This is a genomic window from Stenotrophomonas sp. TWI377 (genome assembly GCF_039674525.1).
GTDB lineage: Bacteria > Pseudomonadota > Gammaproteobacteria > Xanthomonadales > Xanthomonadaceae > Stenotrophomonas.
This window is the reverse complement of sequence record NZ_JBDJNT010000002.1, coordinates 28,811-45,921: the sequence shown is the minus strand read 5'-3', so window position 1 is coordinate 45,921 and position 17,111 is coordinate 28,811. Positions and strand designations below refer to the sequence as shown.

General features: G+C 67.6%; 17 protein-coding genes. 11 read left to right on the top strand and 6 right to left on the bottom strand.

What is annotated here, in order from left to right; translation table 11 throughout:
• Nucleotides 1–6: 6 nt before the first annotated feature.
• On the top strand, nt 7–162 hold the full coding sequence (locus tag ABE546_RS03585; RefSeq protein WP_019184873.1) for a DUF1328 domain-containing protein: 156 nt from the start codon (nt 7–9) through the stop codon (nt 160–162).
• 81 nt (nt 163–243) lie between these two features.
• Here the strand turns inward: ABE546_RS03585 and ddlA are convergent, their stop codons facing one another.
• Complete coding sequence (gene ddlA / locus ABE546_RS03580; RefSeq protein ID WP_313208913.1) at nt 244–1,350, bottom strand: D-alanine--D-alanine ligase; 1,107 nt, start codon at nt 1,348–1,350, stop codon at nt 244–246.
• Nucleotides 1,351–1,476: 126 nt separating this feature from the next.
• On the opposite strand from ddlA, the gene ABE546_RS03575 reads away from it, so the two are divergent.
• The 3 genes from ABE546_RS03575 to ABE546_RS03565 are packed head-to-tail and all read left to right on the top strand — an operon-like array spanning nt 1,477 to nt 4,516.
• On the top strand, nt 1,477–2,118 hold the full coding sequence (locus tag ABE546_RS03575; RefSeq protein WP_019184871.1) for an SCP2 sterol-binding domain-containing protein: 642 nt from the start codon (nt 1,477–1,479) through the stop codon (nt 2,116–2,118).
• A complete protein-coding gene (gene ubiB / locus ABE546_RS03570) occupies nt 2,115–3,773 on the top strand; it encodes a ubiquinone biosynthesis regulatory protein kinase UbiB (RefSeq protein WP_346462724.1) in 1,659 nt (552 codons plus the stop codon). The genes ABE546_RS03575 and ubiB overlap by 4 nt, the downstream gene beginning before the upstream one ends.
• Nucleotides 3,770–4,516 carry a pseudouridine synthase gene (locus ABE546_RS03565; protein WP_346462723.1) on the top strand — a complete coding sequence of 249 codons (747 nt, stop codon included), beginning with the start codon at nt 3,770–3,772 and terminating at the stop codon, nt 4,514–4,516. The genes ubiB and ABE546_RS03565 overlap by 4 nt, the downstream gene beginning before the upstream one ends.
• An 89-nt stretch (nt 4,517–4,605) precedes the next feature.
• On the opposite strand, the gene ABE546_RS03560 is transcribed toward ABE546_RS03565, so the two are convergent.
• Nucleotides 4,606–5,154, bottom strand: coding sequence for a DUF2059 domain-containing protein (locus ABE546_RS03560; RefSeq protein WP_346462722.1), 549 nt, complete (start codon nt 5,152–5,154; stop codon nt 4,606–4,608).
• A 137-nt stretch (nt 5,155–5,291) separates the two neighbouring features.
• Here ABE546_RS03560 and arfB point away from each other — a divergent pair, with 137 nt between their 5' ends.
• The 3 genes from arfB to dcp all read left to right on the top strand — a co-directional run bounded on the left by arfB (nt 5,292) and on the right by dcp (nt 8,633).
• On the top strand, nt 5,292–5,723 hold the full coding sequence (arfB, locus tag ABE546_RS03555) for an alternative ribosome rescue aminoacyl-tRNA hydrolase ArfB (RefSeq protein ID WP_121044396.1): 432 nt from the start codon (nt 5,292–5,294) through the stop codon (nt 5,721–5,723).
• A 46-nt stretch (nt 5,724–5,769) separates the two neighbouring features.
• Nucleotides 5,770–6,330 carry a lysophospholipid acyltransferase family protein gene (locus ABE546_RS03550; protein ID WP_313208918.1) on the top strand — a complete coding sequence of 187 codons (561 nt, stop codon included), beginning with the start codon at nt 5,770–5,772 and terminating at the stop codon, nt 6,328–6,330.
• Between the two features lie 146 nt (nt 6,331–6,476).
• Nucleotides 6,477–8,633, top strand: a complete 2,157-nt coding sequence (dcp, locus tag ABE546_RS03545; RefSeq protein WP_019184865.1) for a peptidyl-dipeptidase Dcp — start codon at nt 6,477–6,479, stop codon at nt 8,631–8,633.
• Between the two features lie 260 nt (nt 8,634–8,893).
• Here dcp and ABE546_RS03540 read toward each other — a convergent pair whose 3' ends face one another.
• Nucleotides 8,894–9,343, bottom strand: a complete 450-nt coding sequence (locus ABE546_RS03540) for a 3-dehydroquinate dehydratase (RefSeq protein ID WP_346462721.1) — start codon at nt 9,341–9,343, stop codon at nt 8,894–8,896.
• 3 nt (nt 9,344–9,346) lie between these two features.
• The gene (locus ABE546_RS03535) at nt 9,347–9,757 is read right to left on the bottom strand and encodes a hypothetical protein (protein WP_313208910.1); all 411 of its coding nucleotides are present in this window, start codon (nt 9,755–9,757) and stop codon (nt 9,347–9,349) included.
• 178 nt (nt 9,758–9,935) lie between these two features.
• Here ABE546_RS03535 and lepB point away from each other — a divergent pair, with 178 nt between their 5' ends.
• Both lepB and ABE546_RS03525 read left to right on the top strand, forming a co-directional pair.
• A complete protein-coding gene (gene lepB, locus ABE546_RS03530; RefSeq protein ID WP_313219868.1) occupies nt 9,936–10,565 on the top strand; it encodes a signal peptidase I in 630 nt (209 codons plus the stop codon).
• Nucleotides 10,566–10,697: 132 nt separating this feature from the next.
• Nucleotides 10,698–11,969 carry an MFS transporter gene (locus ABE546_RS03525; RefSeq protein WP_346462720.1) on the top strand — a complete coding sequence of 424 codons (1,272 nt, stop codon included), beginning with the start codon at nt 10,698–10,700 and terminating at the stop codon, nt 11,967–11,969.
• Here ABE546_RS03525 and ABE546_RS03520 read toward each other — a convergent pair.
• Together ABE546_RS03520 and ABE546_RS03515 are read right to left on the bottom strand one after the other, a co-directional pair.
• Complete coding sequence (locus ABE546_RS03520; protein ID WP_346462719.1) at nt 11,959–12,861, bottom strand: LysR substrate-binding domain-containing protein; 903 nt, start codon at nt 12,859–12,861, stop codon at nt 11,959–11,961. The genes ABE546_RS03525 and ABE546_RS03520 overlap by 11 nt on opposite strands.
• A gap of 10 nt (nt 12,862–12,871) precedes the next feature.
• Nucleotides 12,872–13,837 carry a LysR substrate-binding domain-containing protein gene (locus tag ABE546_RS03515; protein ID WP_346462718.1) on the bottom strand — a complete coding sequence of 322 codons (966 nt, stop codon included), beginning with the start codon at nt 13,835–13,837 and terminating at the stop codon, nt 12,872–12,874.
• Nucleotides 13,838–13,945: 108 nt separating this feature from the next.
• On the opposite strand from ABE546_RS03515, the gene aceB reads away from it, so the two are divergent.
• Nucleotides 13,946–15,592 (top strand): malate synthase A, encoded by a 1,647-nt coding sequence (gene aceB, locus ABE546_RS03510; RefSeq protein ID WP_346462717.1) that lies wholly within the window; start codon nt 13,946–13,948, stop codon nt 15,590–15,592.
• 52 nt (nt 15,593–15,644) lie between these two features.
• Nucleotides 15,645–16,937 carry an isocitrate lyase gene (gene aceA, locus ABE546_RS03505; protein WP_346462716.1) on the top strand — a complete coding sequence of 431 codons (1,293 nt, stop codon included), beginning with the start codon at nt 15,645–15,647 and terminating at the stop codon, nt 16,935–16,937.
• The last annotated feature ends 174 nt before the right edge of the window (nt 16,938–17,111 follow it).

Here is a 17,111-nt window from a genome sequence, read left to right as displayed (position 1 = left end):
GTCGACATGCTGCATTACGCCGTCATCTTTTTTGTCATCGCCATCATCGCGGCGGTACTGGGTTTCTCGGGCATTGCCGGCGCTGCCAGCAACGTTGCCTGGATCCTGTTCGTCGTCTTCCTGATCCTGGCGGTGGTGTCGATGTTCCGCAAGCGGACCTAGTGTCCGGCGCGTCCCGCGCCACCTCTCTCCGGCGTGGGACGCGCTGCGGAAATCACGACGGCCTGACATCGGCAACGATGTTCAGGCCGTCGTTGCGATGGAGCTGCGCAGATCGCGCTCGTGCGCGTGCCGCGCCATCGCCAGTTCCAGCAGCCGCGTGATCAGCGCGGTGTAATCCAGCCCACTGGCCGCCCACAACTTCGGGTACATGCTGATCCGGGTGAAGCCGGGCAGCGTGTTGATCTCGTTGATCACCACCTCGCCAGCCGAGGTCAGGAACACATCCACGCGTGCCAGGCCGGCACAATCCAGTGCCTGGTAGGCCTGCACGGCGATTTCCCGGATACGGGACTGCTCCGCATCGGTGATGGCCGCCGGCACCACGATGTCCGCACCGCTTTCGCTGATGTACTTGGTGTCGTAGGAATAGAAATCATCGTGCACGACCACCTCGCCACAGACGCTGGCTTCGGGGTGCTCGTTGCCCAGCACCGCGCATTCGATCTCGCGGCCGTCGATCGCCGATTCCACCAGCGCCTTGTGATCGAACGAGAGTGCCAGCGCGAGCGCGGCATGGAATTCCGCTTCAGTGCGCACCTTGCTCACGCCCACCGAGGAGCCCTGGTTGGCCGGCTTCACGAACAATGGCGTGCCCAGCGCGGCGACCAGCGCGGGGTAATCGGCCCGGGCCGCCGTGACCCGGTTGAAGCAGGCGAACGGCGCCACCGCCAGCCCGGCATCGCGCAGCAGGCGCTTGGCCACGTCCTTGTCCATCGCCACCGCCGAGCCGAGCACGCCCGAGCCCACGAAGGGCAGGTTGGCCATGCGCAGCAGGCCCTGCAGCGAGCCATCCTCGCCCAGCGTGCCGTGCACGATCGGGAACACCACGTCGATCTGCTCCAGCGCGGTGGCCGGATCGGTCGGGACCAGCTGCTGGCGCTCCAGGCCCGGCCGCACCGCCACCGCATTGCCCGAGCGGTGCAGCGCGATCCGTGCCGGGTCGCTGGCATTGAGCAGGAAGTCGCGCGGGTCGCTGACGTGCCACTGGCCCTGCTTGTCGATGCCGATCAGGCTGACCTCGAAGCGGTCCTTGTCCAGTGCATCGAGGATGTTCTTCGCCGATTGCAGCGAGACCTCGTGCTCGGCCGAACGGCCGCCGAAGATGATGCCTACCCGGGTCTTGCCCATGCCTGTTGCCGCTCCTGCCTCTTCTGGAACCACACAGGATGGACCGGCGCGCGGTGCATGGCAAAACGCGCAACGCGTGATGCCCGCGGACGCCCGCCGTTCAAGGGGGCACGGTAGAATGCGGTGATGGCCCGTTCCCTGCTCTCTTCCCTCAAGCCGCTGGCTGGCAATGCGCTGCAGCTCACGCTCAACCGCGCGCTGGCGCTGGACCCGGACACCCGCAGCGCGCTGGCCGCGCTGGATGGCCGCCACATCGCCCTGACCCTGGAATCGCCTGCGTTGGCGATGCGGATCGGGGTGGACGGTGAGCGGCTCACGGTCGGCCCGGTCGATCCGCAGCAGGAGCCGGACCTGGCCGTGCGCAGCACGCTGGGCGGGGTGCTGGCCCAGCTGCCGTTCCTGGCCAATGCACGCCGTGGCGGTGATGCGCCGGCCGGGCGGGTCAAGGTCTCCGGCGATGCCGAGCTGGCCCGCCGCCTGCAGCAGCTGGCGACCCGTTTCGATCCGGACTGGCAGCAGCCGTTCGTGCGCGTGTTCGGCGAGGTCATGGGCGTGCAGATCGCCAATACCCTGCGCTCGGCACTGCAGCACGCCCGCCGCGGCGCGTCCGACCTGGCGCACAGCGCCGCTGAATTTGTCACCGAGGAGTCGCGCGACGTGGTACCCCGAGCAGAACTGGATGCCTTCCACGACGATGTGGACGTGATGCGCGACGACGTTGAACGCATGGCCGTGCGCGTCCAGCGCCTGCGGCAGGTGGGCGCATGAAGGCGATCTTCCGGGCCAGCCGCATCGGCCGCATCATCCTGCGCTACCGCCTCGACGATCTGCTCCAGGGCACCCCGGCCGAACGCTGGCTGCGCCTGGCCAAGCCGTTCGTGCCACGCGCCTCGGCCGACATCGCCGCACAGTCGCGCGGTGCGCGCCTGCGCCTGGCGCTGCAGGACCTGGGCCCGATCTTCGTCAAGTTCGGCCAGATCCTCTCCACCCGCCGTGACCTGATCCCGGCCGATGTCGCCAACGAACTCACCCTGCTGCAGGACCGGGTCAAACCGTTTGATGGCGCCGCCGCGCAGGCCATCGTCGAGCGTGCGCTCGGGCGCCCGGTCAGCGAAGCGTTCGCCAGCTTCGATCTGCAGCCGCTGGCCTCTGCCTCGATCGCGCAGGTGCACGCGGCCACGCTCGCCGATGGGCGCCAGGTGGTGGTCAAGGTGCTGCGCCCGGACATCGAAAAGCAGATCGACGCCGACATCGCGCTGCTCAAGTCGGCCGCCGCGCTGATCGAGCGCGCGCACCCGCGCGCCGACAAGATCCGCCCGCGCGAGGTGGTCGCCGAAGTCGAAAACACCCTGGCCGCCGAGCTGGACCTGCAGCGCGAAGGCGCCAATGCCAGCGTGCTGCGCCGCAACTGGATCGACTCGGACGATCTGTACGTACCGGAAGTGATCTGGAGCCATACCGCCGAGCGCGCGCTGACCCTGGAGCGCGTGTGGGGCATTCCCTCGGACGACATCGTCGCGCTGGACAAGGCCGGCATCGACCGCAAGGCGCTGGCCGCCAAGGGCGTGCGGGTGTTCTACACCCAGGTGTTCCGCGACAACTTCTTCCACGCCGATGCGCACGCCGGCAATATCTGGGTCGACACCGATCCGGCGCGCCGCGACAACCCGCGCTTCATCGCGCTGGATTTCGGCATCATGGGCCAGCTGTCCGAAGAAGATCAGTACTACCTGGCCGAGAACTTCATGGCCATCTTCAACAAGGATTACCGGCGCATGGCCGCGCTGCATGTCGAGGCCGGCTGGATGCCCAACAACGTGCGCATCGATGAACTCGAAGCGGCCGCGCGTTCGGTGTGCGAACCCTATTTCACCCGCCCGCTGTCGCAGATCTCGCTGGCCGAGGTGCTCATCAAGCTGTTCCGCGTGGCCCAGCGCTACGAGCTCACGCTGCAGCCGCAGCTGATCCTGCTGCAGAAGACACTGCTCAACATCGAAGGTGTCGGCCGTCAGCTCGATCCGGAACTGGACATCTGGGCGGTCGCGCGGCCGGTGCTGGAACGCATCCTGCGCGAGCGTTACAGCCCGCGCCGCGTGCTCAAGGAAGTGCGCAAGCGCCTGCCTGAAATCATGACGCATACGCCGGACATGCCGCGCCTGGTCCACGCCTGGCTGCGCCAGCAGGTGGACGGCGACCACGAATTGTCGATGCGCTCGCGCGATCTGGCGGCGCTGAACGTCAGCGTGCAGAAGCTGCAGAAGCGCGCGGTGGCCGCGATCGCCGGCGTCGGCCTGATGATCGTCGCTGCGGTGCTGTATGGCCTGCAGCCAGGTGGCTGGTACTTCGGCGATGCCCCGGTGTGGAGCTGGGTGACCGGCGCGGCGGGCGTGTTCTCGCTGGCCAGTGCCTGGTGGCGCCGATGAGCGCGATCGAGCTGCAGGCAGAGGCCATCGCCGAGGCGCCTGTTGCGCTTCCGCCCCTGCAACTGCTGCACCTGGACGACCAGCTTGCCGTGGTCAACAAGCCCGCCGGGCTGATGGTCCACGACAGCAAGCTCGCCCGGGGCGAAGACGACTTCCTCGCCGACCGCCTGCGCGAACAGCTCGGCAAGCCGATCTTCCTCGTCCATCGCCTGGACCGCGCCACCAGCGGCTGCCTGCTGCTCGCCTTTGATCGCGAAAGCGCCAGCGTGCTCGGCAAATCGCTGATGGGCGGCGACGTCACCAAGGATTACCTCGCGATCTGCCGCGGCTGGCCGGCCGACGAGGCCTTTACCGTCGACCATGACCTCGATGGCGGCCCCGGCAAGCCGGTCAAGAAGCAGGCGATCACCCACTTCCAGCGCGTCGCCGTGGGCGAGATCGCCATTCCGATGGGCGAGTTCGAGACCTCACGTTACGCCCTGCTGCGCTGCCAGCCGCAGACCGGTCGGTTCCGTCAGATCCGCCGCCACCTCAAGCACCTCTCGCATCACCTGATCGGCGACACCAGCCACGGCGACGGTCGCCACAACCGCAGCTTCCGCATGCAGGGCATCCACCGCATGCTCCTGCACGCCGAGCGCCTGCGCTTCCCGCATCCGGACGGCACGCCGATGGACATCAGCGCGCCGGTGGACGGCGAATTCCGCAAGGCGATGGATCTGTTTGGTTGGGTCGTGGGCTGACGCCGCACGTTGTGCGACAGCCGACCAACGGTCGGCTCTACCGGAGGACATACGTCGTGCGATAGCCGACCAACGGTCGGCTCTACCGGTTATTTCTTCGCCGGCGCGGCCGCCGGCGCCGGCTCATTGACGATCGCTTCCAGGTCCTTCTGCAGATCCACGAACAGCGGCTGCATCTTGGCCTGGATCGCCACCATCACGTTCTGCATCAGTGCCGGCGTCTTGTCCAGCAGGCTCTGCCCCGCCGAGCTCTCATAGAACTCCGCCATCGCCAGCACGTCTTCCTTGCTGAAGGTCTGCTTGTACAGATCCACGTACATCGGCCGCAGCTCCTTCCAGGACAGCGCCTGGCGCACGGTCTGGCTGGTCCGCTGCTCGATCCGCTGCAGCTGGGCCTGCTGTGTCGCATCCAGCTGACGCTGCTGCGCCACCTGCTGGAACTGCTGGCGCTGCATCGCCTCGATCTGCGGCAGCATCGTATCGAGCATGCTCTGCGCGCGCGAGGCGGCCAGCAGGCGGTTGATGTCGGCATCCGACGGCGGCGCGGCCAAGGCCGGCGCGATCGCGGCCAGGCCCAGCGCCAGGGCCAGAGTGAGGCGGGTCAGGCCGCGGCGGGCCAACGGGCGGATCAGGGACATGGCGGAGCATCCTGCGTTGCGTGGACTCCGGAGAATACCTGCGATGGCGTCATCAGGCCGTAATTGAGGACGTTATCGGCGACATCCACGCACGTTGCAGTCACCCGACCGGCGGTCCTCCCCTTACAATGCCGCCCATGGGCAACGGGCCAGTCACCATCAGCGCGCACCTGACGATTCCGGATACGGAACTCGTCGAGCGGTTCGTGCGCGCCAGCGGCGCCGGTGGCCAGAACGTCAACAAGGTCTCCACCGCCGTCGAGCTGCGCTTCGACGTGGCCGGCTCGCCTTCGTTGCCCGAGCCGTTGCGCGCGCGCCTGCTGGCCCGCCGCGACCGGCGCATGACCGGCGAAGGCGTGCTGGTCATCGATGCACAGCGTTTCCGTACCCAGGACCGTAACCGCGAGGACGCGCGCGATCGACTGGCCGCCTTCATCCAGGCGGGGCTGAGCGTGCCCAAGGCACGCGTGGCCACCAAGCCGACCTACGGGTCGAAACTGCGTCGTCTGGACGCCAAAAAGGGGCGCGCGCAGATCAAGCGCGGGCGCACCACACGCAATTGGGAGTGATTGCTTGAACAACCGAAGTCCGTTGTTGCCGGTGGTTCCGCCGAACATGCCGCAGGTCAAACCGAACCGCTTCCTCCGCTGGCTGGCCCGCTGCACGCTGCGCCTGGGCGGCTGGAAAGTGACCGGCACCCTGCCCGATGTGCCCAAAGTGGTGTTCATCATCGCCCCGCATTCGTCCAACTGGGATGGCTTCTGGGGCATGGCGGCGAAGATCGCGCTGGGCATGCAGGTCAAGGTGCTGGGCAAGGCCTCGCTGTTCTGGTGGCCGCTGGGCCCGCTGCTGCGCAAGCTCGGCGTCATCCCGCTGGACCGCAGCTCACCGCAGGGCACCGTGGAGCAGGCGGTCAGCCTGATCCGGGGCTCGGACCGCCTGTGGTATGCGATCACGCCGGAAGGCACGCGCAAGGCGGTGCAGCACTGGAAGGCCGGCTTCCTCAAGATCGCGCGCATGGCCGATGTACCCGTGCTGGCGGCGTACTTCCACTACCCGGAAAAGACCATCGGCATCGGCCCGTTGTTCCATCCCACCGGCAACGACGTGGCCGACATGGCCGCGATCCGCGCGTACTATCGCCCCTGGCAGGGCAAGACCCGCGGCACCGTCTGAGCGCCGCCGGGCGGGTCGGGCGGAGTAGCCCCCACGGCCCGCACAGCCACGCGCCACGACCGGCACATGCCGCCTGCGGGCTTTGGGAGTAGGGTGACCGGCTGCGGGATTTTCCGTCCCGCGCCCTCATCCAAGGAGCCCGTTTCATGTCGCGTACCGTAGTTTTGGCCGCTGCCATCAGCCTGGCGCTGGCGGCCTGTTCCGGAAAGGAGTCCACCCCCGTGACCGATACCCAGCCCGCCCCGACCCAGCAGCCGGCCGATGCGTCCGCCAACCCGCTGTTGAGCGCCAGCACGCTGCCGTTCCAGGCGCCGCCGTTCGACAGGATCAAGGACAGTGACTACCTGCCGGCCTTCAACGAAGGCATGAAGCAGCACCTGGCTGAAGTCCGCAAGATCGCCGACAACCCCGAGCCGGCCACCTTCGACAACACCATCGAAGCGCTGGAGCGCAGTGGCGAGACGCTGACCCGCGTGTCGCGCATCTTCTTCGGCCTGGTCCAGGCCGACACCAACGATGCACGCCAGAAGGTGCAGGAAGAAGTCGCCCCGAAGCTGGCCGAACACCAGGACGAGATCAACCTCGACCCGAAGCTGTTCGCCCGCATCAAGACCATCTACGACCAGCGCGATGCGCTGGGCCTGGACCCGGTGCAGAAGCGCCTGGTCGAACGTGACTACCAGGAGTTCGTGCGCGCCGGCGCGCAGTTGAACGATGCCGACAAGGCCTCGCTGCGCAAGCTCAACGTGGAAGAAACCACGCTGGCCACGCAGTTCCACACCCGTCTGGTGGCTGCGACCGCCGCCGGTGCCGTGGTCGTCGATGACAAGGCCAAGCTGGCCGGCCTGGACGAGGATGCGATCAACACCGCCGCCGCCGATGCCAAGGCCCGCAACCTCGATGGCAAGTACCTGCTGCCGCTGCAGAACACCACCCAGCAGCCGGTGCTCGGCTCGCTGAGCGACCGCGAGCAGCGCGCCGCCGTGCTCAAGGCGTCGGAAACCCGTGCTGAAAAGGGCGACGCCAACGACACGCGCGAGACCATTCAGCGCCTGGCCCAGCTGCGCGCGCAGAAGGCCAAGCTGCTCGGCTTCGAGAACTATGCCGCCTACAGCCTGGCCGACCAGATGGCCAAGACCCCGGCCGCCGCGCTCAAGCTGCTGACCGACACCGTGCCGGCCGCCACCGCCAAGGCGCGTGGCGAGATCAGCGAAATGCAGAAGGTGATCGATGCGCAGAAGGGCGGTTTCAAGCTCGCTGCCTCCGATTGGGACTTCTACGCCGAACAGGTGCGCAAGGCGCAGTACGACCTGGACGAATCGCAGATCAAGCCGTACTTCGAGATGGACAACGTGCTGCAGAACGGCGTCTTCTACGCCGCCACGCAGCTGTACGGCATCACCTTCAAGCCGCGCACCGATATCCCCACCTACCACCCGGACATGAAGGTCTACGAAGTGTTCGACAAGGACGGCACCTCGCTGGCCCTGTTCTACACCGACTACTTCAAGCGTGACAGCAAGTCCGGTGGCGCCTGGATGGACGTGTTCGTCGAACAGGACGGCCTGACCGGTGCCAAGCCGGTGGTCTACAACGTGTGCAACTTCACCAAGCCCGCCGCTGGCCAGCCCGCGCTGCTGAGCTTCGATGACGTGACCACGATGTTCCATGAGTTCGGCCATGCGCTGCACGGCATGTTCTCGAAGGTGAAGTACCCGTCCATCGCCGGTACCAGCACCTCGCGCGATTTCGTCGAGTTCCCCTCGCAGTTCAACGAGCACTGGGCGCTGGACCCGAAGGTCTTCGCCAACTACGCCAAGAACTACAAGACCGGCGAGCCGATGCCGCAGGCGCTGGTCGACAAGATCCTCAAGGCCCGCACCTTCAACCAGGGCTATGCGACCACCGAGTATCTCTCGGCGGCCCTGCTCGACCTGGCCTGGCACACCCAGCCGGCCGACGCCAAGCTGCAGGACGTCGCCCCGTTTGAAGCGGCCGCGCTGAAGAAGTTCAAGGTCGACCTGCCGCAGGTGCCGCCGCGCTACCGCACCAGCTACTTCGATCACATCTGGGGTGGCGGGTATTCGTCCGGTTACTACGCCTACTTCTGGGCCGAGGTGCTGGACCATGATGCCTTCGAGTGGTTCAAGGAGAACGGCGGCCTGACCCCGGAGAACGGCCAGGTCTTCCGCGACAAGATCCTCTCGCGCGGCAACAGCGTGGAGCTGGCCGATCTGTACCGCGAGTTCCGCGGCAAGGATCCGTCGGTGGAGCCGCTGCTGGTCAATCGTGGCCTGAAATAATCGCGGCATCCCGGTAGGTACCGACCGTTGGTCGGTACGCCGGTGACTGGCCGATACGCCTGCCACCGGTACACGCTGAAACGAAAACGGCAGGGGAAACCCTGCCGTTTTTTTTGGTTGCGGCTCCGCTGGGGCGGGCGCTGGGCCCCTATGCCCTTTCCGGCGAATGTCCTCCGGCGTCGGCCTGCGGCCGCCGCCTCCCCCTTTATTTCGCCTCCAAGGGCATAGGGGCCCAGCACCCGCCCCACCGACTCCGCGCATCACGTCCCCACGTGCACGCCTTCGGCGATCTCACTGCACCCCAGGTGATCCAGCGCGATCTCCAGCGCGTGCATGTAACTCTGCGCGCAGTAGCCACGCGCCACGCCGATGCGCTGGCCCACATCCGCTGGCAGGCACGCTTCCGGTGCGCGCGCATCGTCGTCGTGCACTTCCACGTAGGCGTTGTGCAGATGCGGCAGCAGGCGCTGCAGGCGCGCGCTGTCCACCCAAGCACCCGGATCGAGCAGGGTGACTTCGCCACGGCTGTGATCGGCCACGCGCAGGGCGTCCAGCAACTCCTGCTCCGAGCCGCACGCGCGGATCGCCACCGAGGTGCCCGCATCGATCGCACGGTGCACCAGGGATTTGAGAACGAGCGGCGGCAGCGGCTGCGCGGTACGGATCAGCTGCCCGGCCGCTTCCGGCCCGCGGATGATGAAGATCGACATGGCTCAGCCCTCCACGGCGTGCAGGCGATGGGCGGCGATCGCCAGCGACAGGCGACACGCATCCTGGCGGCCGCTGCTGCACACCACCCGAGCGGCCGGGGCGTGCTGCGGATGCAGGTGCTCGTCCAGCGCGTCGTCGTCGTTGCTGGCCATCTCGATGTACGGCGCCGGCAGGTCCTCCAGCGCGGTGCGCAGCGCCTGGCCATAACGAGCCCACTGCGGTGCATCGACCGCTGCGGTGGCGATCAGGACCAGCGCCGGGCGGCTGCGCTGGGCACGCTGCAGACAGCGCACCAGGGCCGGCAGGGAGTCGCAGTCGCGGCAGGCCAGGCGGTGCCCGGCGACCCGCGCAGGCAGCGGCGACGCGTCCGGCACGGCGTTCGACGGTGTGTGCCGGATCAGCAGGATGGTCATGGAACGTCTCTTCGAAGCGCCCTTTGGCGCGGTGTCGCCACGATGCGGCCGCGCCCCGTAAAACCGCGATGCCGACCGGGCGGCCCCTGCGTAAACAGTGCGTAGCTTTTTCAGCGCGGGGCAGGGAACTTGCCCGCCGTCCATCCGGTCACAGCCACACACTTCCTGGAGCGCCCGTATGGACACCCCCGCCGCCGCTGCCCCCACCGACCATCGCCTGCTGCGCTGGCTGAAGAAGGAAGCCCTGCCGCTGCTGGTGATGCTCGGCCTGCTCGCCGCGGCGCGCGACACCTTGGCCAATCACTACCAGGTGCCCAGCGGCTCGATGCAGCACACGCTGATGCCGGGCGACCGGGTGGTGGTGGACATGCGTGCCTACGGCGTGCGCCTGCCGTTCACCTCGATGGAGCTGCTGCACACCGGCCAGCCGCAGCGGGGTGACGTGGCGGTGTTCGATTCACCGCAGGACGGCACCCGCCTGATCAAGCGCATCGCGGCGGTCGGCGGGGATCGGGTCGAGCTGCACGATGGTCACCTGAGCATCAATGGCCATCCGCTGGCCCAGGCCGGCGTCGGCGAGATCGAAGACTTCGGCCAGCATCTGGCGCAGCTGGATCTGGGCCAGGGCGGCGGGCCCGATATCACCGGGCTGACCGTCCCGGCGGGCGAGGTGCTGATGCTCGGCGACCACCGCGGCAACAGCGCCGACGGCCGCTTCTTCGGCCTGGTCCAGGCCAGCGCGCTGTATGGCAAGGCGTCGCACGTCTACTACCGCCGTGGGGAAGGCCTGACCTGGCAGGCGCTGTAATCCCGGCCACGATCTAAATCGATATCTGGATCGTCTCGATTCAGACCTATCAGGTTATGGATCGACCTGCAGGCGCTGCCTATCCTGAGCGCTGACTCCTCGCTCCGGCCCGTCCACGCGGGCCTTACCGGCATGAATGGCGACACCGCAGCGGTCCCCGATCGCAGCTCCCCGGCCACCGCAGCGGCGGACGGCGATCAGATCCAGCAGGGCACCCCGGCCTTCCGGCGCACGGCGGCCGCGCTGTTCCTGGCCGGCTTCTCCACCTTCGGGCTGCTCTACACGGTGCAGCCGCTGCTGCCCGAATTCAGTCGCCACTTCGGCGTCTCCGCAGCCAACAGTGCGCTGACCCTGTCGCTGACCACCGGTCTGCTGGCGGTCTCGATGCTGATCGCGGGATTGATCTCCGACCGCATCGGGCGCCGCAGCGTGATGGTCGCGGCGTTGCTGGCGTCCAGCGTGTTGTCTGTCGCCACCGCGATGGTGGATGACTGGACTACGCTGCTGGTGCTGCGCACGCTGCTCGGCATCGCGCTCAGTGGCGTACCGGCGGTGGGCATGACCTACCTCGCCGAAGAAATGGACAGCCGCGCGCTGGGCCTGGCGATGGGCCTGTACATCGGCGGCAACGCGATCGGTGGCATGAGCGGTCGTCTCATCGCGGGCATCGTCGCCGACCATTGGGGCTGGCGCTGGGGCATTGGCGTGGTCTCGTTGATCGCGCTGCTCAGTACCGTGCTGCTATGGATCCAGCTGCCGCCGTCACGCCACTTCCAGAGCCGTCGCGGGGGACTGCGCGAACTGCCGGCGCGCTGGCGCAGCCTGTTCGGCGATCCCGGTCTGCCGTGGCTGTTCGCGACCGCCTTCGTGCTGATGGGCGTGTTCGTCACCCTCTACAACTACCTCGGCTTCCACCTGCTGGCGCCGCCGTATGGCCTCAGCCAGACCGTGGTCGGTTTGATCTTCAGCGTGTATCTGGTCGGCACCTTCAGCTCGGCGTGGATGGGGCAGCAGGCCAACCGCCATGGCCGCAGCCGCGTGCTGGCGATCTGCTACGGATTGATCGCGCTGGGCATCGTGCTGCTGGCGATGCCGTGGCTGGGCTGCATGGCGGCCGGCATCGCGCTGGTGACGTTCGGCTTCTTCGGCGGCCACTCGGTGGCCAGCAGCTGGGTTGGCAGCCGCGCCGGTGCGATGCGCGCCGAAGCGTCCGCCCTGTATTTGTTCGCCTACTACCTGGGCTCCAGCGTGGCCGGCGTGCTTGGCGGTGTGTTCTACACGCATTGGGACTGGCTGGGCGTGTGCGGTTTCGTCGGCGTACTGACCGTGGCCGGTGGCGTGATCGCGTGGCGACTCGGCCAGCGCGTGCAACCGGCCGCCGCCGCGCTTGCGCTCAGCCGCTGACGCCCTGCAGGAGCCGGGTGAAGTGACCGATCAACGGCGACGCTGTGCCGCGGCGGCAAGCCACGTGCACTTCCGAACTGGCCGCTCGATCACTGAGTGCGACGAAGCGCGCGCCGTCCACCTGGATATGGCTGCACGAGGCGGGTAGCACCGTTACCCCCAACCCTGAGGCCGCGAGGCTGATCAGTGTCGAGGCTTCCCCGGCTTCCTGCACGATGCGCGGCGTGAAGCCGGCGCCCCGGCACAACGCGATGAAGTGATCGTGGATGCCCGCGCCGACCTCGCGCAGGAACCCGACGAACGGCTCATGCGCGAACAGCCGCAGCGCCACCGCCGCATCGGCCGGCAACTCACGTACCAGCGGATGCTGGTCGTGCACCACCAGCGCGAGCGGATCACTGAACAGTTTGCGTGACATCAGCGGCGCGGGCAGGGCACGTTTGCGGATCAACCCGACATCCAGTTCGCCGGCCATCAGCGCATCGATCTGCTGCAGGGTGTTCATCTCGCGCAGCTTCAACTGCACCTGCGGAAACTGCTGGCGGTAGGCGAAGATCGCGCTCGGAATCTGCGTGGACAGCGGGGTGGCCCGGGTCAGACCGATGCGCAGTTCGCCGGTTTCCCCGCGCTGCGCGCGCTGGGTCAGATCGATCGCGGTATCCACCCGCGCCAGCACCTCGCGCGCCTGTTCCTGCAGCACTCGACCGGCGTCGGTCAGTTCCACGCGGCGGTTCGCACGCAGGAACAACCGCGCGCCGAGCAGCGTTTCCAGCTGACGGATCTGCTGGCTGAGCGGTGGCTGCGACATCCCCAGCCGCTCGGCCGCGCGGCCGAAGTGCAGTGTCTCGGCGACGGCCAGGAAGTAGCGCAGGTGGCGGAGTTCGATGGACATGGGGCGTGCGTCAGCGCTCGGAATGACCACTTTCATCATAGCTGCGCGGACTGAACAAATCCGGCTGGATCAGCTCGATGAACGCCCGCGCCTGCGGTGACAGAAAACGTCCACGCCGCACGATCACCCCGTAACTGCGCTCCGGGAACCACGCACTCATCGAGCGCGTCACCAGCTTCTCGCGATCAGCATCGTGGAGGCAGAGCGCCGGCACGATCGAGATGCCCATGCCCATCGCCACGTACTGCTTGATCACTTCCCAGCCGCCCACCTCCAGCGCCACGGTGTAGGGCAGCCGATGCCGCTGGAACACCTGGTCCACCAGCCGGTAGGTGATCTGGCGCTTGGGCGGCAGCACCAGCGGGTACTGCGAGATCGCCTCCAGGCTCAGTTCGCCGTGCGCCAGCGGGTGCTCGGGCGGGGCGATCAGCACCTGCTCGAAGCGGTAGGCCGGGGCGTAGCTGAGGTCGGCCGGCACGTCGGTCATCGAGCCCACCGCCAGGTCCGCCGCATCGCTGCGCAGCAGATCGGTGCCGTCGGCGCTGATCGCGTTGTGCAGGGTCAGGCGGACATCCGGGTGGCGCTGGCGGAAGCGCTCCACGATGCGCGGCAGCAGGTACAGGATGGTCGAGCTGTTGGCCGCGATGTTGAGTTCTCCGGCGTCCAGCCCTTTGACCTTGTCACGGAAGCTGGCCTCGAGCCCGTCCAGGTTCTCCACCAGCGGCAGCGCCATCTCGTACAGCAGCTGGCCTTCGCGGCTGGGCACCAGGCGGCGGCCGCTGCGCTCGAACAGATTGACCCCGAGTTCGCGCTCCAGGGCCTGCAACTGCTGGCTGATGGCCGGCTGGCTGACGAACAAAGCCTCAGCTGCCCGTGAGACTGAGCCCAGGCGGACCGTCTGGCAGAACGCCCGCAGCGGCTTGAGCCGGTCGGATTTATAGGAAAACCGGGGGCTTAGCGTGCGCGGCGTGGTCATGGCGTCATGAGTATAAGCCCACCTTATGTAAGCCATTGCAATAACTGCTTTGTCAAATATCGGCGCGGCGGCGCACGGTGGAGCTCAACCGCACCGCAGGAGCCCGCCATGTCCGCCGTCGCTTACGCCACCGCCCAGCCCACCCCCGCCGATGCACCGGCCACCCCCGGCATTGCCCTGACCACCCAGCTGGCCGGCCAGTCCGCGCTGCTGCCAGCGGGGGTACTGGCGCTGCTGGTGTCGCTGCACCGGGCGGTGGAGCCGGAGCGTCAGCGCCGGCTGCAGGCACGGGTGGCCCGCCAGGCCTTCTTCGATGGCGGCGGCCTGCCGGACTTCCGTGCCGATACCGCCGAGATCCGTGCCAGCGACTGGCACGTCGCCCCGCTGCCGGAGGCGCTGCAGGACCGTCGGGTGGAGATCACCGGCCCGACCGACCCGAAGATGGTCATCAACGCGCTGAACTCCGGCGCCAAGGTGTTCATGGCCGACTTCGAGGATTCCACCGCCCCGGCCTGGCGCAACCTGCTGGCCGGCCAGCAGGCGCTGATCGGCGCGGTGCGGGGCGATCTGACCTACACCGGCCCGTCCGTCGATGGGAAGCCGGGCAAGCAGTACACGCTGCGGCCGTTCAACGAGCAGGCCGTGCTGATCGTCCGCCCGCGTGGCTGGCACCTGGATGAGAAGCACGTGCGCATCGATGGCCAGCCGATTGCCGGTGGCCTGTTCGATGCGGCGGTGTTCGCCTTCCACAACGCCCGTACGCTGATGTGCAGGCAGCGGGGGCCGTACTTCTACCTGCCCAAGCTGCAGAGCATGGAAGAGGCGGCACTGTGGGAGACCGCGCTGTCGCACATCGAGGGCATGCTCGGCCTGCCGCATGGGCAGATCAAGGTCACCGTGCTGATCGAAACGCTGCCGGCGGTGTTCGAGATGGATGAGATCCTGCATGCGCTGCGCGATCGCATCGTCGGCCTGAACTGTGGCCGCTGGGATTACATCTTTTCCTACATCAAGACCTTCCGCCGGCACGCCGAAAAGGTGCTGCCCGAGCGCGGCCAGGTGACGATGACCCAGCCGTTCCTGAAGGCGTATTCGGAGCTGCTGATCCGCACCTGCCATCGCCGTGGCGCGCATGCGATGGGTGGCATGGCCGCGCAGATTCCGATCAACCATGACGCGGCCGCCAACGAGCAGGCGATGGCGCGGGTGCGGGCGGACAAGCTGCGCGAAGTCACCGCCGGCCATGACGGCACCTGGGTCGCGCACCCCGCGCTGATCCCGGTCGCGCAGGCGATCTTCGACGAACACATGCCCGGACCGAACCAGCACCGCGTGCTGCGCAACGATGTGCAGGTGGGCCGCGATGATCTGATCGCCGCGCCCACCGGCACCATCACCCGCGCCGGTTTCGAGGGCAACGTCGAGGTCTGTGTGCGCTACCTGGCCGCCTGGCTGGACGGCAACGGCTGCGTGCCGATCCACCACCTGATGGAAGACGCGGCCACCGCCGAGATCAGCCGCAGCCAGCTGTGGCAGTGGCTGCATACCGCCGGCCAGCACCTGGACGACGGCACCGCCATCGACCTGGCCCTGCTCGACGCCACCCTGGCCCAGCTGCCGGCGCGGCTGGGCGATACCGCCGCGCTGCCCGGCAGCGCCCGCATCCCCGAGTCCATCGCGCTGCTGGCCGACCTCAGCCGCCGCGAAGCGCTCACCGACTTCCTGACTCTGCCCGCCTACGACCGCCTCGACTGACCACCCGCCATCCACCTGCTGTTACCGCATCCGTTCCCTTTGGAGATTCGACATGAGCACCCTGCAGACCGCCGAACAGATCCAGCACGCTTGGAACACCGACCCGCGCTGGGCCGGGATCACCCGCAACTACACGGCCGCCGACGTGGTGCGCCTGCGTGGCACCGTGCACGTGGAGCACTCGCTGGCGCGGCTGGGCGCGGAGAAGCTGTGGACGTACCTGCAGGAAAAGGACTTCGTCAACGCGCTGGGCGCGCTGACCGGCAACCAGGCCATGCAGCAGGTCAAGGCCGGCCTGAACGCGATCTACCTGTCCGGCTGGCAGGTCGCCGCCGATGCCAACCTGGCCGGCCAGATGTACCCGGACCAGTCGCTCTACCCGGCCGATTCGGTGCCGGCGGTGGTCAAGCGCATCAACAACACCCTGCTGCGTGCTGATCAGCTGCACCATGCCGAAGGCAAGGATGACATCGACTTCCTGCAGCCGATCGTGGCCGATGCCGAAGCCGGGTTCGGCGGCGTGCTGAACGCCTTCGAACTGATGAAGGCGATGATCGAGGCCGGCGCGGCGGGCGTGCACTTCGAAGACCAGCTGGCCTCGGTCAAGAAGTGCGGGCACATGGGCGGCAAGGTGCTGGTGCCGACCCGCGAGGCCATCGAGAAGCTCAACGCCGCGCGCCTGGCCGCCGACGTGATGGGCGTGCCGACCCTGCTGGTGGCCCGTACCGATGCCGAAGCCGCCGACCTGCTGACCAGCGATGTCGATGGCAACGACCAGCCGTTCACCACCGGCGAACGCACCGTGGAAGGCTTCTACAAGACCCGCAACGGCCTGGACCAGGCGATCAGCCGCGGCCTCGCCTACGCCCCCTATGCCGACCTGATCTGGTGCGAGACCGGCAAGCCGGACCTGGCGTTCGCCCGCCAGTTCGCCGAGGCCATCCATGCCAAGTTCCCGGGCAAGCTGCTGGCCTACAACTGCTCGCCCAGCTTCAACTGGAAGAAGAACCTGGACGACGCCACCATCGCGACCTTCCAGAAGGAGATCGCCAAATACGGCTACAAGTTCCAGTTCATCACTCTGGCCGGCTTCCACGCCCTGAACTACTCGATGTTCAACCTGGCCCACGGCTACGCCCGCCGCCAGATGAGCGCCTTCGTGGAGTTGCAGGAGGCCGAGTTCGCCGCCGCCGACCGCGGCTTCACGGCGGTCAAGCACCAGCGCGAGGTCGGCACCGGCTACTTCGACGCGGTGACCCAGGCGATCCAGCAGGGCCAGTCCTCGACCACCGCCCTGAGCGGGTCCACCGAGGAAGAGCAGTTCAACGCCGAACGGGCGGCCTGATCCAGGAAGGGCGGCCAAGGAAGGCCCACAGGGCGGCCGGTCGGGGATCGGCCGCCCTGCGTCGTCTCGGGACCCGCCTCTTCACATCGTCACACGCGGTAGAACACGCGTGTTTTCACGATCTTGGGGGGTAAAAGTCGGAAATGGGATAGGGCGCACAGTTTTGAGGAGTGC